Annotated in this window: 20 protein-coding genes and 2 pseudogenes; 3 read left to right on the top strand and 19 right to left on the bottom strand. The window is 50.7% G+C overall.

Features of this window, described 5'->3' with window-relative positions; all coding sequences use genetic code 11:
• Window positions 1-5: 5 nt before the first annotated feature.
• The 3 genes and pseudogenes from DWZ56_RS07530 to DWZ56_RS07540 all read right to left on the bottom strand — a co-directional run.
• Window positions 6-857, bottom strand: a complete 852-nt coding sequence (locus DWZ56_RS07530; RefSeq protein ID WP_118555928.1) for a VirB6/TrbL-like conjugal transfer protein, CD1112 family — start codon at window positions 855-857, stop codon at window positions 6-8.
• A gap of 82 nt (window positions 858-939) precedes the next feature.
• Complete coding sequence (locus DWZ56_RS07535; protein ID WP_002604482.1) at window positions 940-1,155, bottom strand: Maff2 family mobile element protein; 216 nt, start codon at window positions 1,153-1,155, stop codon at window positions 940-942.
• A 64-nt stretch (window positions 1,156-1,219) separates the two neighbouring features.
• Window positions 1,220-1,483 (bottom strand): annotated as a pseudogene (locus DWZ56_RS07540) (VirD4-like conjugal transfer protein, CD1115 family); the annotation flags it as partial.
• Window positions 1,484-1,642: 159 nt separating this feature from the next.
• Between DWZ56_RS07540 and DWZ56_RS07545 the strand changes: the two are divergent.
• Window positions 1,643-2,122 carry a murein transglycosylase gene (locus tag DWZ56_RS07545; protein ID WP_117553120.1) on the top strand — a complete coding sequence of 160 codons (480 nt, stop codon included), beginning with the start codon at window positions 1,643-1,645 and terminating at the stop codon, window positions 2,120-2,122.
• Between the two features lie 183 nt (window positions 2,123-2,305).
• Here the strand turns inward: DWZ56_RS07545 and DWZ56_RS07550 are convergent, their stop codons facing one another.
• Window positions 2,306-2,584, bottom strand: a complete 279-nt coding sequence (locus DWZ56_RS07550) for a DUF6809 family protein (protein ID WP_117553121.1) — start codon at window positions 2,582-2,584, stop codon at window positions 2,306-2,308.
• Window positions 2,585-2,707: 123 nt separating this feature from the next.
• Between DWZ56_RS07550 and DWZ56_RS07555 the strand changes: the two genes are divergently transcribed.
• Window positions 2,708-2,914, top strand: a complete 207-nt coding sequence (locus tag DWZ56_RS07555) for a ribbon-helix-helix protein, CopG family (RefSeq protein ID WP_117553122.1) — start codon at window positions 2,708-2,710, stop codon at window positions 2,912-2,914.
• A 67-nt stretch (window positions 2,915-2,981) separates the two neighbouring features.
• Here DWZ56_RS07555 and DWZ56_RS07560 read toward each other — a convergent pair whose 3' ends face one another.
• The 7 genes from DWZ56_RS07560 to DWZ56_RS07590 all read right to left on the bottom strand — a co-directional run bounded on the left by DWZ56_RS07560 (window position 2,982) and on the right by DWZ56_RS07590 (window position 9,424).
• Complete coding sequence (locus DWZ56_RS07560; RefSeq protein ID WP_117553123.1) at window positions 2,982-4,631, bottom strand: recombinase family protein; 1,650 nt, start codon at window positions 4,629-4,631, stop codon at window positions 2,982-2,984.
• A gap of 91 nt (window positions 4,632-4,722) precedes the next feature.
• Window positions 4,723-4,917: a hypothetical protein gene (locus tag DWZ56_RS07565; RefSeq protein WP_173827424.1), complete on the bottom strand. Its 195-nt coding sequence runs from the start codon at window positions 4,915-4,917 to the stop codon at window positions 4,723-4,725.
• 270 nt (window positions 4,918-5,187) lie between these two features.
• On the bottom strand, window positions 5,188-6,507 hold the full coding sequence (locus DWZ56_RS07570) for a virulence-associated E family protein (RefSeq protein WP_165870734.1): 1,320 nt from the start codon (window positions 6,505-6,507) through the stop codon (window positions 5,188-5,190).
• A 25-nt stretch (window positions 6,508-6,532) separates the two neighbouring features.
• Window positions 6,533-7,159 (bottom strand): CHC2 zinc finger domain-containing protein, encoded by a 627-nt coding sequence (locus DWZ56_RS07575; RefSeq protein ID WP_199679559.1) that lies wholly within the window; start codon window positions 7,157-7,159, stop codon window positions 6,533-6,535.
• A 39-nt stretch (window positions 7,160-7,198) separates the two neighbouring features.
• Window positions 7,199-8,428, bottom strand: coding sequence for a serine/arginine repetitive matrix protein 2 (locus DWZ56_RS07580; RefSeq protein WP_117553125.1), 1,230 nt, complete (start codon window positions 8,426-8,428; stop codon window positions 7,199-7,201).
• A 413-nt stretch (window positions 8,429-8,841) separates the two neighbouring features.
• Window positions 8,842-9,147 (bottom strand): molecular chaperone, encoded by a 306-nt coding sequence (locus tag DWZ56_RS07585; protein ID WP_117553126.1) that lies wholly within the window; start codon window positions 9,145-9,147, stop codon window positions 8,842-8,844.
• Window positions 9,131-9,424: a hypothetical protein gene (locus tag DWZ56_RS07590; protein ID WP_117553127.1), complete on the bottom strand. Its 294-nt coding sequence runs from the start codon at window positions 9,422-9,424 to the stop codon at window positions 9,131-9,133. Before DWZ56_RS07590 ends, DWZ56_RS07585 begins: the two co-directional genes overlap by 17 nt.
• 377 nt (window positions 9,425-9,801) lie before the next feature.
• Between DWZ56_RS07590 and DWZ56_RS07600 the strand changes: the two genes are divergently transcribed.
• The gene (locus DWZ56_RS07600) at window positions 9,802-10,656 is read left to right on the top strand and encodes a helix-turn-helix domain-containing protein (protein WP_117553133.1); all 855 of its coding nucleotides are present in this window, start codon (window positions 9,802-9,804) and stop codon (window positions 10,654-10,656) included.
• 62 nt (window positions 10,657-10,718) lie between these two features.
• Here the strand turns inward: DWZ56_RS07600 and DWZ56_RS07605 are convergent, their stop codons facing one another.
• The 8 genes and pseudogenes from DWZ56_RS07605 to DWZ56_RS07645 all read right to left on the bottom strand — a co-directional run bounded on the left by DWZ56_RS07605 (window position 10,719) and on the right by DWZ56_RS07645 (window position 17,568).
• Window positions 10,719-10,910, bottom strand: coding sequence for a hypothetical protein (locus DWZ56_RS07605; protein ID WP_117553128.1), 192 nt, complete (start codon window positions 10,908-10,910; stop codon window positions 10,719-10,721).
• Entirely contained in the window at window positions 10,907-11,296 is a 390-nt protein-coding gene (locus DWZ56_RS07610) for a TnpV protein (protein WP_117553129.1), read from the bottom strand. The genes DWZ56_RS07605 and DWZ56_RS07610 overlap by 4 nt, the downstream gene beginning before the upstream one ends.
• A 96-nt stretch (window positions 11,297-11,392) precedes the next feature.
• Window positions 11,393-12,406, bottom strand: a pseudogene (locus DWZ56_RS07615) (VirD4-like conjugal transfer protein, CD1115 family); the annotation flags it as partial.
• Between the two features lie 35 nt (window positions 12,407-12,441).
• A complete protein-coding gene (locus DWZ56_RS07620; RefSeq protein ID WP_118555763.1) occupies window positions 12,442-12,633 on the bottom strand; it encodes a transposon-encoded TnpW family protein in 192 nt (63 codons plus the stop codon).
• A 107-nt stretch (window positions 12,634-12,740) separates the two neighbouring features.
• On the bottom strand, window positions 12,741-14,633 hold the full coding sequence (locus DWZ56_RS07625; protein ID WP_243095120.1) for an AAA family ATPase: 1,893 nt from the start codon (window positions 14,631-14,633) through the stop codon (window positions 12,741-12,743).
• 246 nt (window positions 14,634-14,879) lie between these two features.
• Window positions 14,880-16,487, bottom strand: a complete 1,608-nt coding sequence (gene mobQ, locus DWZ56_RS07635; protein ID WP_270192025.1) for a MobQ family relaxase — start codon at window positions 16,485-16,487, stop codon at window positions 14,880-14,882.
• A 131-nt stretch (window positions 16,488-16,618) separates the two neighbouring features.
• Window positions 16,619-16,915: a DUF3847 domain-containing protein gene (locus tag DWZ56_RS07640; protein ID WP_118555764.1), complete on the bottom strand. Its 297-nt coding sequence runs from the start codon at window positions 16,913-16,915 to the stop codon at window positions 16,619-16,621.
• A gap of 83 nt (window positions 16,916-16,998) precedes the next feature.
• A complete protein-coding gene (locus tag DWZ56_RS07645; RefSeq protein ID WP_118077999.1) occupies window positions 16,999-17,568 on the bottom strand; it encodes a hypothetical protein in 570 nt (189 codons plus the stop codon).
• Window positions 17,569-17,618 lie beyond the last annotated feature (50 nt).

The raw sequence follows: 17,618 nt of genomic DNA on the forward strand, positions 1-17,618 counted from the left end.
CTCCTTTAATGCGCGCTGAATACGGATTTTGCAAGGCTTCCCGTCTTGAAAAGCGTAAAACACAAGAGGACGGTATAGCCCATGCAAGACCAGATCGCGCCGGATATGTCGTCGGTTGCTGCGATTGTCTGTATCAATACCGCGTAAATGCCGACGCACACAAGAATTAAAAACGCTTGGAAACCGAGGGCAAGCAAGGATTTCAAATAATTCTGTCCCATGCCGCCCCATTCGTGATTTACCATTGTCGCAACGGGGATAGGGGCAATACTCGTTACAAGGTATATTTCAATCATGCGACCGTACACCACAAGCATAATGCAGATAGAGAGGGCTTTCATGGTAAGCCCCACAAAGAGGGATTGAAACCATAGCCCCAAAAGCCCGCCGACGCTCATAGCGTCCAGCTTTGCTTCTATGTCGGTGATAACGGTTGCAATATCTATGCTTGTGTCGGATAGGATAACGCCCGCGCTGTCGTTGACGACGCTCTGCGTAACGTCGAAAACACCCATGACGATGTTCCAAGTATTTGTTACCAGCAGCACCGCAACAAAGGTTTTGAAAATCCATTTGAAAAATATCCAAGTGTCGAGATCGTGCAGATTGTTTTTCTCAATTACAAGCTGGATTAGTTCGTAGCACATGACAAAGGTAATGATAACGCCCGCAATCGGCACAATGACGTTTTCCGAAAGGCTGCGTATCATATTGAATATACCCGCGTTCCACCCGGCGGGGGTTGTGCCGACTTGCGTTACGATTTCTCCAACCTCTGTATTTACGCTGTCGAACAGCCCGGAGAGATTAGAGAGTATTCCGTCTGTCAAAATGCCCCGGAACCAATCTTCAATCATCTGCCATATCAAAAGCTAATCCCTCCTTTCCCGCGCCCTCCCGTTTCCGAGAGGGCGCGGCGGGTAGTATTAGGTTGTGGCATTATCCAAACAGGCCGGAGAGCAGCGGGACAAGGGTAAGGCCAATCAAGGCGACGCCGCCGCCCGCCATAAGCTGTTTCATGCCCTGCGATTTCGCGCCGGGGTTATCGTTGCCGTACCCCTCCATGAGGTTAATGCCGCCCCAAATGCCAAGTCCTGCGCCAAGCGCGATTACCAAAGTCTGCAATACGTCAACTGCGCTGTTGAAAAAATCCATATAAACCTCGCTTTCTGCCGCTAAAACGGCTCAAAAAATGTTGTGGGAAATAAAAATGCCGCCGTTACGTTTCGGCGGCTGCGTCCTCGTCGGACAAATCTATTTCGTATATGTCAAAAGGTTCGTCGGGCTTTACGATTGCCGGACGGGTGGACATATACCGTTCAACGTCAAAAGCGTTTTTCTTGTCGAAGTCGGAAAGGTACTTGTAGTTCGGGTGCTGCGTTATATCGTATTTGTCGCTGAAAAATGGGCGCACGCCGCGCAACTGCAAAATACATTTTCCTCCGTCCATAACTGCGATTTCGTCCTGTGTCATCAACTCTTTGCTATCTTGTCAAGTGGTAAATTCGGTTTTTTCGCATGTAAGAGGAAATACGTTGTAGATTGTTCATAGATATGTTAAACTTATTTCAACAACCAGATATGCTCCAATAAAGTAAAATCTTTGTAGGATTGAAAAACATTTGATTTCAGGAGGACGAATATGAAAGTAAATAAAGCGGTGGCAATATTGACATTATGCTCCTTGTTTTTTTGTGCGTGTTCCCAAAATACTTTAGATACAAACGCGAATGGAGAAAACACTGAATCTATTCAAGAACCAAAAGTAACTACAGAAAACATAAACAATAGCGAGACTGTTGAAATAACTGAAGATACATTGGCATCTTCGCCATTTAAAGTGCAAATCGATAAACCCACTTTAGAAATGGGAAAAGAAAAAGAAACAACTGTAATTATTACTGCGGACATAGAAAATTGGGATTATACTGTTTCTGCGGCAAATGGAACAATATCCGATTTATCCGCTATGTCTTTTACTTATACAGTTCCTAAAGATGAAAAAATAAGAGAAGATACAATTACCCTGACATTATCTGATTATGATAACGGCAAACAATATAAATACAGTATTCCTTTTATTTTTTCTAAGATTGATGAAAAAATGATTCTGGATAATTAAAAACAATCCGGGAAGAGATTATAAAAAAATCGTAACATTGAATCTTGCAAGGGAATTACACGTTACAGTGGAAGAATTATTTATACCGGAATAAAGAATCCATTACTCCCGGCTTTGAAATATTTTTTATTACAGACAGGAAAGGCAGCCGCTTCCCGCCCACGGCTGCCTTCCTCATTTCTTTTACCTGTCCTCAAGCACTTCCAATATAATCTTTGCCCCAAGCCGGAAACCGAAAATAAAGGTTTCTGCTGTCTCAAGCGGGAGTGCGTCAAGCTGCTCGTCCATAATCTCTATAAAGCGTTCGCTAAGCGGCGGGTTAAATGCTTTTAGCTGTTCGATGAAATCCTCATAGTGGCTGTAATGCTCCCGGCGCATTTTCTGGTATCCTTCCGTCCTGACATTGACCTGTTCGGCTGGGTAGATTTCCCCGTCATAAAGCTGTTCCAGTACACTTTTCATTTGTCCATCCTCCTTGTTTTGTATTATAGTTTTGTATTACATATTTGTATTCTATCATGTGATATATAAAAGTCAAGAAAAATCGTCTATAATGATTGCATATTTGTAATACGGAGGTGTAACATGGCGGATAAGTTTGTGGTAAGGCAGAAGAAGCCGGACAGAAAGGAAGATAAATCCGTAGTGATGACGCTTCGGATAGACAGGGAATTGCAGGAGGAATTTGATAAACTGTCAGCTAAAAGCGACCGCTCCCGCAATGAACTTATGTGCATGGCTCTGCGCTATGCGTTGGAACATCTGGAATTTATCCCGGAAGCCGGAGAATAAAAGCCCCGGCTTTTTCCATGCCCGAAAAAAAGACCCTTCTCCCGGAATGGAAGAAGGGCTGCTGTCATTATTGCGCCGCCGGTATTTCCCCGACAAAGTTATAGATGATTTTGACTTCCTGAACCTTTTCGCCATCAACCTTGTTTATCTCGCCTACCAGAATCCGGCTGATAAGGCGGTTCAGGACAGTTTCATCCAGTTCCTGAATCGCTGCGTACCGGCGGATTTCCCGGATAAAGCTTCGTACATCGTTTTCCTGTTCGTTGGAACGGTGCAGGAGAAGGGATAAATCCTTTATGCGGCTCTGGTTTTCCTCCTGCTCCTTTTCCATCGCCGCCGTCAGCTTTAAAAAACGCTGTTCTGACAGGATTCCTTTTGCCTTGTCGGTGTAGAGATTTAAAAACATTTCGTCAATCTCCTGATTCCGCTTTTCCAGCCGTTCCCGTTCCTTCTCCATTTCGGAAGCGTCCGACAAATACCTCCGTTCCATGCGGCTGCACAGCCGCCGGTAGAAAGCGTCTGCATCCTTCAGCGCCATTTCCGCCAATTCCTGAATATCCTTCAACACAAGGTTATACAAGTCCCTTGCTTCTATCTTGTGGCTGGTGCAGGCATCCTTCCCCAGCCGGTTATAGGTCTGGCAGATATAATACGCCTTGTCAATCGGTTCCCGTTCCTTACCGGTAAACCGGTTCTTCCCTGTCCTTCCGACCTTTTCATAGCGTGCCTGCATGGATTTGCCGCAGGTAGCGCAGTAAACCATACCGTGGAACAGGTTGTAAAAGGGGCAGGCGTTCCCCTGCATGATAGGAGGGCGGCGGTCAATCAGTTCCTGTACCTTCTCCCAATCTTCCGGGCTTACAATGGCTTCATGGCAGTCCTCTATGACCTCCCAATCCTTGCGGGGGATGGTGTCCACAGTGCCGGAGCGGATTCCTTTTTGGTGTGTCCGGCAAACCAGATGTGCGCCCTTATAAAAAGGATTCCGCAGGATATGGCTGATTCTTGCGCTCCCCCACGAATAATAATTGACATCACAAGCCGTATTGCTTTTTACCCGTGTGATAGGGATTTTTTCCTCCATGAGCTGCTTTGCAATCCGCATACAGCCCCAGCCGTTTAAAGCAAGGTCATATATCTTTCGGATTGTGGGGGCGGTCTGAGGGTCAAGCACCAGATGCCCCCGGTCAGCCGGATCACGCATCAGACCGAGGGGCGGCTGACCTCCGCAAAACTTTCCCTGACGGGAGCGGGTCATGCGTCCAGCCAGCACCTTTTTGGAAATATCCCGGCTATACATATCATTCAGGATATTTTTAAAGGGCGTGATGTCCATTTCCTGACGGGTCAGGCTGTCCACGCCGTCCGTGACGGCAATATATCTTACATTGTGTTTTGGGAAAAAGACTTCGATATAGCCGCCCGCTTCAATATAGTTTCTGCCAAGCCTTGAAAGGTCTTTGGTAATGACGCAGCCAACCTTCCCGGCTTCGATGTCGGCAATCATGCGTTTAAACGAAGGGCGGTTGAAATTACGCCCCGTGTAGCCATCGTCCACATAGTATTCATAGGGGAGCAGACCGTTCTTTTCAGCATAATCTTTGAGCAGGAGCTTTTGGTTGGAAATGCTCATGCTCTCGTTTGCGTTGCCATCGTCAAGGGAAATCCTGCAATAGAGGGCGGTTACTTTTTTGACTATTTTTTTATTCCTGTTCATAGTGTTCTCCTTCTACGAACAGGGACACGATACTATTATAGTACCATGCCCCCGCCGTCCTTTCAACTGTTTTTCGCCGGATTTTAGCCTTTTAACTGGCTTTTTGCCCCATCCATTCCTCAAACCGTTCACAGGTCTGCCGCTCAATAAGCTGCTCAAAGGCTTGCTGCATGGTTTGGCTGCCTGCAAACTCACGGGAGACGATGAACCGGACGCCCCTGCGCTTCCGTTCCGGTTCCGGCGCCTTTGCCGGATAGCTGCTCTGCTTTGTTTCTGCCATAGGCATTTACCTCCATAAAATAACCCGGAGCGTTGCCGTCCGGGTGCTGCGTGCGGTCTGCCGGTTGGGTGGGAGCCTGACAACGAAGTCTGACAACGGGCGTTTAAAAACCCCGTACACAATCCCCGGCATACCGTTTCCTTTCCTGATTTCTTTTTTTCTGATTTTTTCGTTGCTTTCGTTGTCAGCAGGGAAAAATCCTTAAAATAAGCCGTTTGCAGGCTCTCCCCCTGACAACGGGGCTGACAACGGGGGCGGCAACCGGCTGACAACCGGCTACGCCTTTTCCCCTTGCAGCCATTCCTCCGGCAGCCCAAGCTGGACGGCTTCCTGTTCCGGTAAAAACTGGAAACCGGATTTTTCCTGACCTCCGTTGTCAGGCGCTGCCCGTTCCCATCCTTTCTGCCGGTGGTAAGGGGCAGGAAAATGTCTGGGATTTTCAAAAGCTTTCCAGCCTGCCGCATAATTCTTCATCACGGAATTGATGTCCCGGATTTCATACTGTTTCGGTTCCTCATAGGACGGATGCCCCAGCCCTTCATAGTAGATTTGCAGGGAGCAGACCATCTTTCCTCCATATCCGTCAAGGAAGTTTAAAATCCGGGCGGCAAACGTGTCCTCCGGCATGAATAATTTCTGATGTTCTTTCAGATACCGTTCCATGCCTGCGCTTAGTTTCAGCTTCCCTTCTCCCCGCCGGTACACCTCCATGACCTCCGCCCACATCTGGCTGACATAAGCCCTCGAAGCCGGTTCATCCTCCAAAATGTGAACCTCTGCTGTTTCCGCCTGCACCAGAACAGGCAGAAACCGGCGGTTGCCGGTACGGTCAAGGGGCAGGAAATCCGGCGTGTTGGAAGTACCGGCAAAGACGCACTGGCGCTTATGGTCTTTCGGATGGACTTCATAAGGAGCCTTATAGGTTTCCTTCTGGCGGCTTAAAAAAGCCTTGATGTCCTCAATGCTCTTTGCGTTTGCGGTAGCAATCATTTCTGACATTTCAATAATCCAGTGTCCTTGCAGCTTGCGGTAGATATTATCATCATCGAGCCTGCGTAAATCATCGGAGAACCACTCGTCCCGGACGGCAAGGAACCGGAAAAAGGTGGATTTTCCGGCTCCCTGACCGCCCACCAGACAGAGCATGACCTCAAACTTTGTGCCGGGCTTGAATACCCGTGTGATAGCTCCCAGCATGAACAGCAGGAGAACCTCATAGTTATAATCGCTTATCTCTGCGCCGAGGAACCGGTGTAAAGCGAAGCGCACCCGCTCTGTCCCGTCCCATGAAAGGCTGTTTAAATAATCCCGGATGGGATGGTAGCGGTATTCATTGGCGGCGACCTTGATTGCCCCTTCAATCCGCTTTTCCGATGTCAGTCCATAGTGTTCTTCCAGATACAAAACCAGATACTGGATGTCCACATCCGTCAGCCGGTTCCCGTCCCGATACCAGCCGAGGGGCTTCACAATATCCACCTGATCGGTCAGTAAGTTGTTGCTGAACGCCCCTTTTAAGAGCGGGTCATGGAGGAACACTGTCCGGTAGTTCCCCGGCGTGTTTGCAGTCTGCCCCTTCTGGGTCACTTCCAGCATATCCCGGACTTCGGATACCGTTTTGTCACCGACAAGGCTGTCGGCTGCGGCTTGCAGTGCATTCCTTGTGGCTGCCGGTAAGCTCTGATATTCTTTTTCCAATCAGTTCCACCTCCTTCCCATGCCCGATGATAATATCGGCTTTTTCCTCCGCCCCGCCGGTAAGCAGCGTGTCCAGCAGATACCCTATATACTCCTGTTTCTGCAAGGCTTCTACAAACAGCGGGTGCCATGCGTCCCCCGGCGATTTGGGGGCGTGTTCCGTTCTCCATCTCCCCAGCAGATGGTAATAATCGCTAAGCACCCGGAAGCATTTCTGCTCCGCCTGCAAGAAGCGAAGCTCCGCCGGTATGCTCCGTTTTACAGGCTTTGGCGAAGGTCTGCCCCGGTTGTCATAGGGGATTCCAAAATCCGCAGCCAGCCGTTTTGCCGCTTCCACGCCGGACAGGTCAAAGAGCCTTGCCGCAAAATCAATCACATCGCCGTCTGCCTGACAGCCGAAGCAGTGGAAGCGTCTGTCCGCTTTCAGGCTGGGCGTTTTATCTTTGTGGAAGGGGCAGCACGCCATGCCGTTCCTTCCTACATGGATTCCATAATGCTCCGCAGCCTGCCTTGTGGTGACAGCCTGCTTTACCGCTTCAAATACATCCAAACGCAATCCTCCTTCCAATCTCCATAAGGGGAAAATCTCCTACCGTTCCATATCCGGCTTTTTCCGTTCCGGTCTGCGGCGCATATCTTCCCGTCTTTCCATTTCCTCCTGCGCTTTTTTTAGCTGCTCCCGGATGGATTCCCTTGCTTTTTCCTTGATTCTTTCCTTGCCTGCCCGTTTGGTTTCCGGCTGCATAAGCGCTTTTTGGATTTTGGCAAAGGCGGTCTGCATCGTATTTTTTATTTTCCCAATCACCCCATCCAGACGGGCAGCGGCGTATTCCCGCTCTTTTTGCGGGGCTTTCCGTTCCGGGGAAAGAACCCACTTTTTCGATTCCTCCACCAGCCGGATGTCCTCCTTATGGGTTTCCAGCCGGACGGCATCCGCCACGACCTCCACCGCCTTGTCATAGGCGGCATCGGAAACATCGTCCAGAAGCGTCTCCACATCCTCAATTTTCAATGTCAGTTCTTCCAGCTTCTGCTCCTGCGCCGCCAGCTTTTCCTTCTGCTTCATCAGGATATAGTCCTGCTTTTCCAGATACTCCCGTCCCCCATAGGACGGCTCCTGCTCCAGATGGACGCCATGCCGCCTGCTGATGTCAAAGAGCATGGTGCGGCAGACGGAATCAAAGGTCTGCTTGCGGTTGTTATGCTTGCCTTTTGGCTTATCCGGGTCAGGCAGGGGAATCCCCAGTTCCTCCAGCGCCTTTTCCTGCTGGGGACATAATTCGCCGTACCGGTTCTGGCAGTCGAATACATGGCGTTCGTGGATATGGGGCGTACCCTCATCCAGATGAAGCGCCCAGTTGAGGAGATGGACATGAGCGCCGAAACGCCGCTCAAACTCCCCGTAAAATTCATTTACAATCTGAAATAACACCTCTGGCGGGACGGATTCCTCCACCGTCCCAATCTGGTAGATGGTTTCCTCCGGGCAGGTCTTGCTGTTCTTTAACAAATCGCCCACAGTGCGGTTGCGCTCCGTGTGCCGGGTCTTTTCATTCCTTGCGTTCTGGGCATCCACAAAATCGGAATAATGCTCCGTGTAATACATCCGCTCAACCTGTTCAAAGCTGCAATCCGGCTGGGAGGAATCCTCCCGGCTCCCGGCTGTCGTGTAGCCCCGGTAACAGTCCCAATAGATATTTTTCTTTGCCCGTTCCGAATCAATATGCTCGCTGTTTCCCACATCGAAGCGCCGGTCATTGTGGCGGGGATTATAAGTGCCGTTCTTGCCGGAACGCCCATTGTGCCGTGTCAGTTTCAAGTTTGCATCCTCCTTCCTGTTTGAAGATTTCCCCCGTGAGGGGGAGGGCTGCGAAGCTGCCGAACCTGAGTGATTTTGCGTCAGGTAATACCCAGTACGAGTTGACGCAAGCATCAACTCTAGCTGGGCAAGGCGTTTCACCCTTGACCCGATGGGGCTTGCCGCCCTCAACCCGCCAAGGCGCTTCGCCCTTGACCCGATGGGGCTGCCGCCCTCAACCTGCCAAGGCGCTTCGCCCTTGACCCGATAAGGGCTTGCCGCCCTTAACCCGCCGCCGCATGACAGCCCGGAAAATGCCCCCGGAACGGGCATTTTCGCCGTCCGGGGCTTTCCTGATGTCTGATACCGGCTAATCATCCCGCAGGAAAAACGCCGGTTCCACACCCGCTGTTTTGACCGAAAACGCTCCCAAATCATGCTGTTTTCTTTCCTACTGTTACGGGCTGGAAGCCATGTTCCTTTGCATAAGCCCTTGCCGCCGCCCGCCGTTCTTCACTGTATGGCGGCACCAGCCGGATGGACAGACGGGATTTATCCAGAACATAGGTCACGCTTCCTTCCGGCGTGGCTCTTTCCATGCGGCACAGGAGCGGATATTTTTGGGAGAACTCCGCCAGCCGCCGCTTTAAATCCGCATTGAATGTATAAATGGTGGCTTCCTGTTCGGCTTCGTTGAAATTCACAATCGTTTCCTTCTCATACTTAGACGGCTTCCTCATACATTCCCTCCTCATAATCAGTGCTGGCTTCCACGACCCGCAGGCAGCGTTTGCAGCGGAAGTAACCGTCCATTTCCATGCGGAGGTGGCGGTAAAAATCGGGGAACCATTCTTCACCGGCTTCCTGCTCAATTTTGCGTGTAAGCCCCAAAAGCCAGTGCTTCGCTTCCGGGTCAACCGTCAGTGAAACCAGCAGCTTAAACCGTGTCACCGTGTTTTTATGGCTGGGGCAGCCAAACACATACAACGCCTTCTTTTCTTTGATATTTAATTTCATTCTGCACCTCATTCTTTCTGGGGCTTTTGCCCCGGTGTGAAAGGGCATCCGTCTCCCGGATTCCCTTTTGTGTCAACCAGTTTCATTTGCCGTTTTCCTGCAAGCCGTTCCTGCCCGGAGGTTCTCTCCCGGCGTATCGTCCCTGTTGGTGCGCTCCTGTCATGGCGGCACTTCCCCCAGAGCCATATCCGCTTGCAGCCGGTCATTCTGTTTTCAATGTTCCTTCTGACCTCTCCATCTTATCGAAAAAAAGCGGCTTTCCCCGTATGTCCAAGACGATGGAAAAATCCGCAGAAACCGGATATTTCCACGCTTATGGAAATCGTGGTATAATCCTTGTATCAGCGGATTTTAAAGAAGAAAGGGGATTGATTTTTATGTATGTGAAGCTATCCATACCGGAACGGCTAAAGGATTTAAGGGTGGTAGACAAGCACCTGACCTTAGAGCAGCTTGCAAATGAAACCGGACTGTCCCGGTCTGCCCTTGCAAAATACGAGGGAGACGGTTATAAGGACATCAGCCCGTTTGCCATTGCAACGCTGGCTGATTTTTACGGCGTGTCTGCCGATTACCTGATGGGGCTGACGGAAAACAAGGAGATCCCGAACATAGAAGTCCAGTCGCTGCACTTAAACGACAGCATGATAGAGCTTTTAAAAAGCGGAAGAATCAACAACCGGCTGCTCTGCGAGATTGCCACCCATGAGGATTTTCCACGGCTCCTGACAGACATTACTATCATCGTTGACCGCATCGCCGGTATGCGTGTCAACCAGCTCAACATGGACTTAGAAGCAGCCCGCCAGACGGTCATGGAAACCTATGCGCCGGGGGAGGATGACCTTTATATGCGTACCCTTGAAGTGGCACAGGTGGACAGTGACGATTATTTCAACCACATCGTCCACAAAGACCTTGACCGGATTGTAAAGGACATCCAGACGGCGCACACAAGCGACACCACAACCGCCGATGAACGGCAGCCCACGGTAGCGGAGATACAGAGGAAGTTTGCACAGCTTATCCAGACAGGAACCAGCGGAGAAGAAGCCTTTATTCAGGTATTCTGCGACCAGATGGAAATCCCTTATGATAAGATAACCTCTGAGGAATTTACCTCTTTTTTAGGGATTCTGGGGAAATCCAAACACGCAAGGAAGTTCCAGAGTATGCGGGGGAAGGGCAGCCCTATCCCGCCCACATGGAACGGCGGCAGGAAGCGGCGATAAAAAAGCCACCCGCCGGATTGACCGGTGAATGGCTTTCAATGTGAAGATTTTTTATTTTATGGTTAAAAGGATTTCCTGCCCCTGATATATGGCAGATATATTTCCATCACGGAATCGGTGACGCCGTTTTGGTAAACCTTGCGGATGTCCGTAACCGTCCCCGCCGGCGCCTGCTCCAAGTAGGCGAGAAGCTCCGTCCTGCCGTTTACAAAGTGGCAATGCTGACCTTCCATGCGCTCAATGCGGTATTTCATAGCGGCTCCTTTCCGTACACAAGTTCCGATAAGATAATTTCCTCCGCCCGGTTCCGTATGCTGTTCATGTGCTGCACCCATGCAAGCTGGTCACTGGCTTTTAATGCTTCCGTCACGCCCTCCGCAGCTTTCATCTGTATGATAATTAGCTCCAAGCGTTCCTGCGCCTGTTCGTTCAGGTCAGCAAGATACGTCCAAAGATTTCCCGAAAGCAAAAGGCTTAAATAGAGGGCGGGGCGGGCTTCTTCCAGATAGGCTTTGTGCAGCCGTCCCCAGCGCCCGATAGGGCGGGATTCCTCCGTCAGCCGTAAAGCGGGGATATAGTAGTCACCGGCGAGAACATAATCTATGCCGTTCTCCGTGATTCTTTTGGGTAGTTTTTCCATGTGACGACCTCCTGTATTCAATTTTCAGAATCCAGTTGATCGTGTCCCTGTCCGTGTGAAATTCAAGGCAACTGAACTCTTCACAAACAAGTATGTCATATCCTTTCCCAATTTTTGATAATTGAGGCCATGAGAAACCTGCGTGCCGCGATTTTCGGAAGTGTTGAAACTGTCGATTGTTTCCCGTCCCAAGTTTTCCGAAATATCCTTTGCATTTTTCCCGCGCCCTCCCAAAAACAAGGTGCTGTCGGCATTGTCAAGTATGATTTCTGCCGCGTCCTTGTAAATGGCTTTTAGCTGGCTCTGCGATTGCAGAATGATAGAAGCCGATATTTCCCGGCTGCGGATTGTGGCAATCAATTTTTCAAACTGCGGGATTTGCCCGATGTTTGCAAACTCGTCTAACAAGCACCGCACATGGACGGGCAGTTTGCCGCCGTATTCATCGTCGGCCTTGTCGCAAAGCAAATTGAAAAGCTGCGATTGCAGCATAGCGATAACAAAATTAAACGTGCTGTCCGTATCGCTCATTATGAGAAAAAGCGCGGTCTTTCTGTCGCCTAACGTATCAAGTTCTAATTCGTCGTAGGACATGAGATCGCGGAGTTCCTTTATATCGAAAGGGGCAAGCCGCGCACCGCAAGAAATAAGGATTGATTTTGCTGTCTTGCCCGCCGCTAATTTGTACTTTCGGTACTGCTTCACCGCGAAATGGTCGGGGTCGCGTTCCTCCAAGTCGGCAAACAGCAGATCGACGGGGCTTTGATATTCCTCGTCGTCCTCGCGGGCTTCGCTGGCGTTGATAAGTTCCAACAGGGTAATAAAGTTCTTTTCCGCTGCGGGGGCTTCGTACCAGATGTAGCCCACCAACGCGCAATACAAAAGCCGTTCTGCCTTTACCCAAAAATCCTCTGCGCTTTTTTCGCCCTCACCTTTGGTATTCGCTATCAACGTATTTACCAGCTTCAAAATATCTTTCTCGCTGCGGATATACACAAAGGGGTTGTAGTGCATGGATTTTTTGAAGTTAATCGTATTCAATACCTTAATGCGGTAGCCTGCCCGTTGCAGCAGCTTCCCGCACTCAATCAAAACCGTACCTTTCGGGTTTTGTCAATAAGGAACAAGAAAAAAGTATCTTGCTTTTAAGCGGTTTCATCGCCGCTGTCGTTCTTGATAAGGCGCACAACCTTGTCCGTAAAGGTTTCCCGGCTGGTTTCGCTGAAATGGATATGAATGTCAAAGGTCGTGCCGCCGATGTTCTTCACAAGGTCGGGTTTGGCGGTCAGAGGGGAAGCGGTTGCAGGGGTGCTGGTCTTGCTGGTTTCATTGTTCATAGGCTCTCCTTTCAAAGATAAAGCCCCATGTGGTCGGCACATGAGGCGGTCATATCGGGTAAGGGTGCAAGGGTGCAACAATGCAAAGGTATCTACGGATTGCATTCTTACTTTGCACTCTTGGCTTCGTTCCTGCGGTAGTACCATTGATTTCCCCGGCGTATGACTTCTATCCGGGTATCAAGATTGCGGCGGGCATTTTTAACTGTTCTCTCGGATATTCCGGCTTCGGCTGCGGCTTTTACAATGTCCTCGCTGGCAAGCTCTTTCCCGTCTGCAAGCAGGTCAAGTATCAGCCGTTCCGCCTGTTCGGTCTTGGTGGCGGTGTTCCCGCCCGCGCCGGATAGCAGCTCGTCGGCGGTAATGTCATATTCGCCTATCCATGAAAAGCCTGTTTCCGGGTCAAGGCAAAAGGCTATGGGCTTGCCCTCCGGCGCAAGGGAAGATTTGTCATGGACGATTACCCGCACATTCGGCTCCCGCTTCACGCGCCCGATCAGCAGGACGCTACGGGCGGCGGCTCGAAAGTCGATAGAACCTAAGCCCCGGTAGGCGCTCTGTCCTCCGGCGGCTTTGTTGAGGTGTCCGATAAGGATAACAGCGCAGCCGGTGCGCTCGGCAACATCGGCAAGGCGGCGAAACATGGGGCGCACTTCGTTTGCCCGGTTCATGTCGGTTTTCTCGCCCATGTACGCCTGTATGGGGTCAAGGATTATCAGCCGCGCCCCGTTCTGTGTGATTGCCTTTTCTATGCGCTCGTCGGAAAGGGTAAGCTCCTGCTTGGCTTCGTCAATGACAAGAACGCGGGCAAGGTCTGCTTCGGCTTCTATCAAGCGGGGCTTGACGGTATCACCCAGCCCGTCCTCGGCGGTCTGGTAAATCACTTGAAACGGCGGCAGGGGCTTCATGCCCGGCAGCGTTCCCCCGGTGGTGCAGGCGGCGGCAAGGCGTAGGGCAAAGGTGGTCTTGCCCTCGCCGGGATTGCCCTGCACAATGGTTACTTTCCCAAAGGGGATATACGGCTCCCATAGCCATTCAACAGCTTGTGTGTCAACCTCGCTCATGCGGATAATCTCGACGGTTTCTTCTTGCGGCGGCTCTTTCAAGCCGTAAACAGCTTCCCGGATATACTTCCCGTCTGTGATTTCTGCCCGGTGCTGCAATACCTCGTTCCAGTCCTTAAACAGCGGCACAAGGCGGTGGACGGTCAAGCCCTCCGGTACAAGCTCCGCAAGGCGGCTGCAAGCGTCGTTTCCCACTTGGTCGCTGTCAAGGCAGAGGTAAACGGTCTTGATGTTTGGGCGGTCAGAGAGGAAACGCAACAGGGCTTTTTCTCCCACGCCGCCCAATGACAAATAGCTCTGCTTCTGCCATGCCTTTTTGAACAGGCAGAGGAAAGAGAGCAGGTCAACGGGGGCTTCAAAGACAAAAAGCCTGTCGCCCTCGCCCCGGTAGCAGAAATTAAAGGCTTTGTCGCTGCCTTTCACATCAAGCCGGAAGTTTCCCGCCGTCCCCTTGCTGTGGGCGTAACGCGGTATTCCGTCCTCGTCCCGCCCCACAAATACGGCGTTGTGGTGGGCTGCGTCCTCGTAAATATCGCCGCGGGCAAAGAAAATGCCCGTCACATCTTCATCAATGCGGCGGGCGGCTGTGAGGTAGTTCCTCGCTGTTCGATTGTCGGTGTTTGGGGGCGGTAGCCGGAAGTCGGATAGGGACGCGGGGCAAGGTCTGTCCGGCGGCGGTACGGCTCCCTTTTCTCCTGTGAGAAGTTCCACGGCTTCGGTGAAGCTCTTGCCGAAAAACTCCATGACAAAATCGACGGGGCCGCCGCCCTTGCTCTGGCTGTGCCTGTACCATTTGTTTCCCCGGACGGTCAAGCTGTCGTGCCGTTTCCAGCGGTATTCATTTCCGGCGCGGGTAAGCTGCTCGCCCTGTGATTGTAGGAAAGAAACAAGGTCGGCTTGGTTCGCCCGGTCTATCTGTTCTTGGGTGTAATACATGGTTGATACCTCTCTTTCTGTGGTTGAATTGTTCACAGATTTCAAATATAATGGGGTTAGCAAGTTGGATTTAAGAGGTGATCTTATGATTGATTTAATAGTTGATTTCCTTGCAACCATAGGTGATATAATTGTAGATATATGGGTAAATAAGATTGTAACAAAATTCAAAAAGAAATGAGTCGCCTTTTATCCATCCAATAGTACAGAGGGCGGACAAGCCGAACAGCTTGCCCGTCCTTTCCTTTATCGCTCCTGTTCCTGCCGCTTGGTGCGGCTCTGCGTCTGTGCCGGTTGGTCGGCGCGGAGTGCAATATCCACGCATTTGCGGATTTTTTGAAGCTCGGCAACTTCGGCGCGGGTATCTTTCAGCGTTTCATATTCCGCTTCCCGCTGTGCTTTGAGGGCGGTATATTCTTTCTCCCACGCGGAGATCGGCAGGGTTTTCACGCCCTCCGGCAAATGGGCATGGAGATAGCGGTTTGCCGCGTCCCATAGGGTAAGCTCGGCGCGGCGGGCTTCCGCAAACTTCTCCTGTTTTCCTTTCCAGCGGATTTGCCGATACTCGTCCTGTATGGGCTTGTAGGTTTGATAATTTCTGCCGTACTCCATGAGTTTTTGCAGCTCTTTCATGCGCTGCTCGGCGGTTTTCATTCCCTCCCGGATTGAATAGGCTTTATCGCTGACAGAGGAAAGAGAAGCGTCCAGCTCGTCAAGATTAGAGATACCATGCTCGGAAAGATAGTTGACCGCCGCCGCTATGGTTTTCAATTCATCGGCGGCGTGCTGCCTTTGCCAACTCTGCGAATACTTCCGGCTCTTTTCTCTCTGAACGCTTAAATATTTCATCAGCAGATTTGCAAGGCCGGGGGATTGCGGGGTCTGCTCCGGGGCGGTTTCCCGCGCTTTGAACAGTTCGCCAATCCATTCTTTGAGCTTTCCAATCTGCGCCCGGATTTCCCGGATAAGGCGGTTTGCCTTTTGGATATTCCGGTTCAGCTCGCCTTTCTCAGTGGCTATGCCTTTCTTCTCCATTTGACAGGCCGCCACGCCCATGTGGACGGTGGGCAGCTCGTCAATGCCGCGCTCGGCGTTGCTGCGGTGGTCGATACGCTCCAGGCTTCCGGCGCGTTCAAGGTAGGCGTTTGAAATATCCGCCCATGCCTTGCGCCACAAAAGCGCGTTGCCCTTGTCGTTCCAGCCTGTGAGGTCAACTTTGTGTGTTTTGTATCTGCCGCTTGGTAAGCGTATGCGCTCGCCGTTTTCGTCAAGGTCATATTCCTTTTGGGATTTCGCCGCCCATGCGCCGCGCTCGTCAAGGGGGCGCATGGTAAGCATGATATGACAATGGGGGTTGCCGCTGTCGGTGTCGTGAATGGCAAAATCAACGCACATTCCTCTGGAAACAAATTGAGAGGAACAGTATTCACGGACAAGCCGGATCTGTTCCTCTCTGGATAATTCTATGGGGAGTGCTGCGTCAATCTCTCTGGCAAGCTGGGCGTTCCCGGCTTTCTCGTAAAGCTCCACACTGTTCCATAGGGTAGCGCGGTCAGAGAAAGAGGGCGGGGCATGGGGCGGCAGTAGGATTTCCGTATGGACAACGCCGCGCTTGCGGGTGTAGTCATGGGTCATTCCGTCCCACTCGTTTGTGATTTTCTCGCCGCTTCGATAGGCGGCTGCGGCAACGGCTGACTTGCCTTTTCCTCGGCTCACAATGCCGATGTTACAGTGGTAAATGGCTATGGGTATCACCTCCCGGATAGGATAATAAAACCCGCAAAAATAGTACAGACGCGCAAGCGGGTGTACTGTTTTTGTGGGTGTGCAGGGATAGCCGCGTAAGCGGCGCAAGGGGTGCAGCCCCTTGTTGCGGCAAAGCCGCCATATCGGAGCGCGGGGAAAGTTCCCTGTGCGGAGATAAGCCCTCGGCAGAGCGCACACGCCCGCAAGGGTGTATAAGTGCGCCCTTTGTTCCAAAGGGATTATTCCGCGTTCCCGTCCCCGGCTCGTCTTTTCAAAAACTCCTGTGCTGGCTCGCTCGTCAAGGCAAGCCGTAAAAAGGCTTTCGCTTCCTCGTCCGGCATGGCAATCAGCTCCGGCACAAGGCTCTCCATGAAGCCGCCGCGCTTGCAAAGCCTGTGGTTTCTCGCCTTGCGTTCCTCAACGGATAACTTCTGCCGCAACATTTTCTCCCGGTTTTCAAACTGCCGGATTTTCTTCTTGCCTTCCTCAATCTCGGCGGTCAATTCTTCGCGGGTTTTCTCTCTCGGTTTCGTCATGGCTGGTCGCTCCTTTCTGCCCGTAGGCATGGAAAAAGGGCAGTCGATTTTCTCGGCTGCCCTTGTGGATAATATATTTAGTTTTAATAAGCAGAACTTATAATTTCAAAGCTTAAATTCATATCAGCATTTGCGGCTTTTTCTTCATTTTCTATTGGTTGTATCACAAATTCAAATGTAGGCTCATAGTCCCCGTCCTGCAAGGTTTCTCCACCCAAAATCTCGATATGATACCAGCCATTTGCAAGTTCGACAATTGGCTTTTTATTCTGTCTGTAATAAGAAATTAGAGTTTTCACTTTTTCGGGAGTAAACTGTTTTAATATGTGCCATGTAAAAAGCATAAGCATATTATTATCCACTTTGAGGGAATAACCACTCCTTCTAAACTGCAATCGGCTTTCCCCTTTGCACAACTCCGGTTTATCACCAGAGAGATTAAACAATACGGTATAAGGATAGTTTTCAATGCCATTCATGGGGATAACAATACCTTCACTAAAAGCCCTATCCCCACTTTCATTTGTGGTAAATTCCGTTGCCAAATCGTCTGAAAGATTATTGGCTCTTTTCCAACTTTCCAGTAGTAAAATGTCACCAAGAATAAAATAATTAACAAGATCGTTTAATACTTCCGTAAACTTATATATCATAGTAAACCTCCTCAAAATTTCGATTTGTTGTTCTTTTTTCAAGAGAAGTA

Source organism: Lachnotalea sp. AF33-28 (genome assembly GCF_003477885.1).
Taxonomy (GTDB): domain Bacteria; phylum Bacillota; class Clostridia; order Lachnospirales; family Lachnospiraceae; genus AF33-28.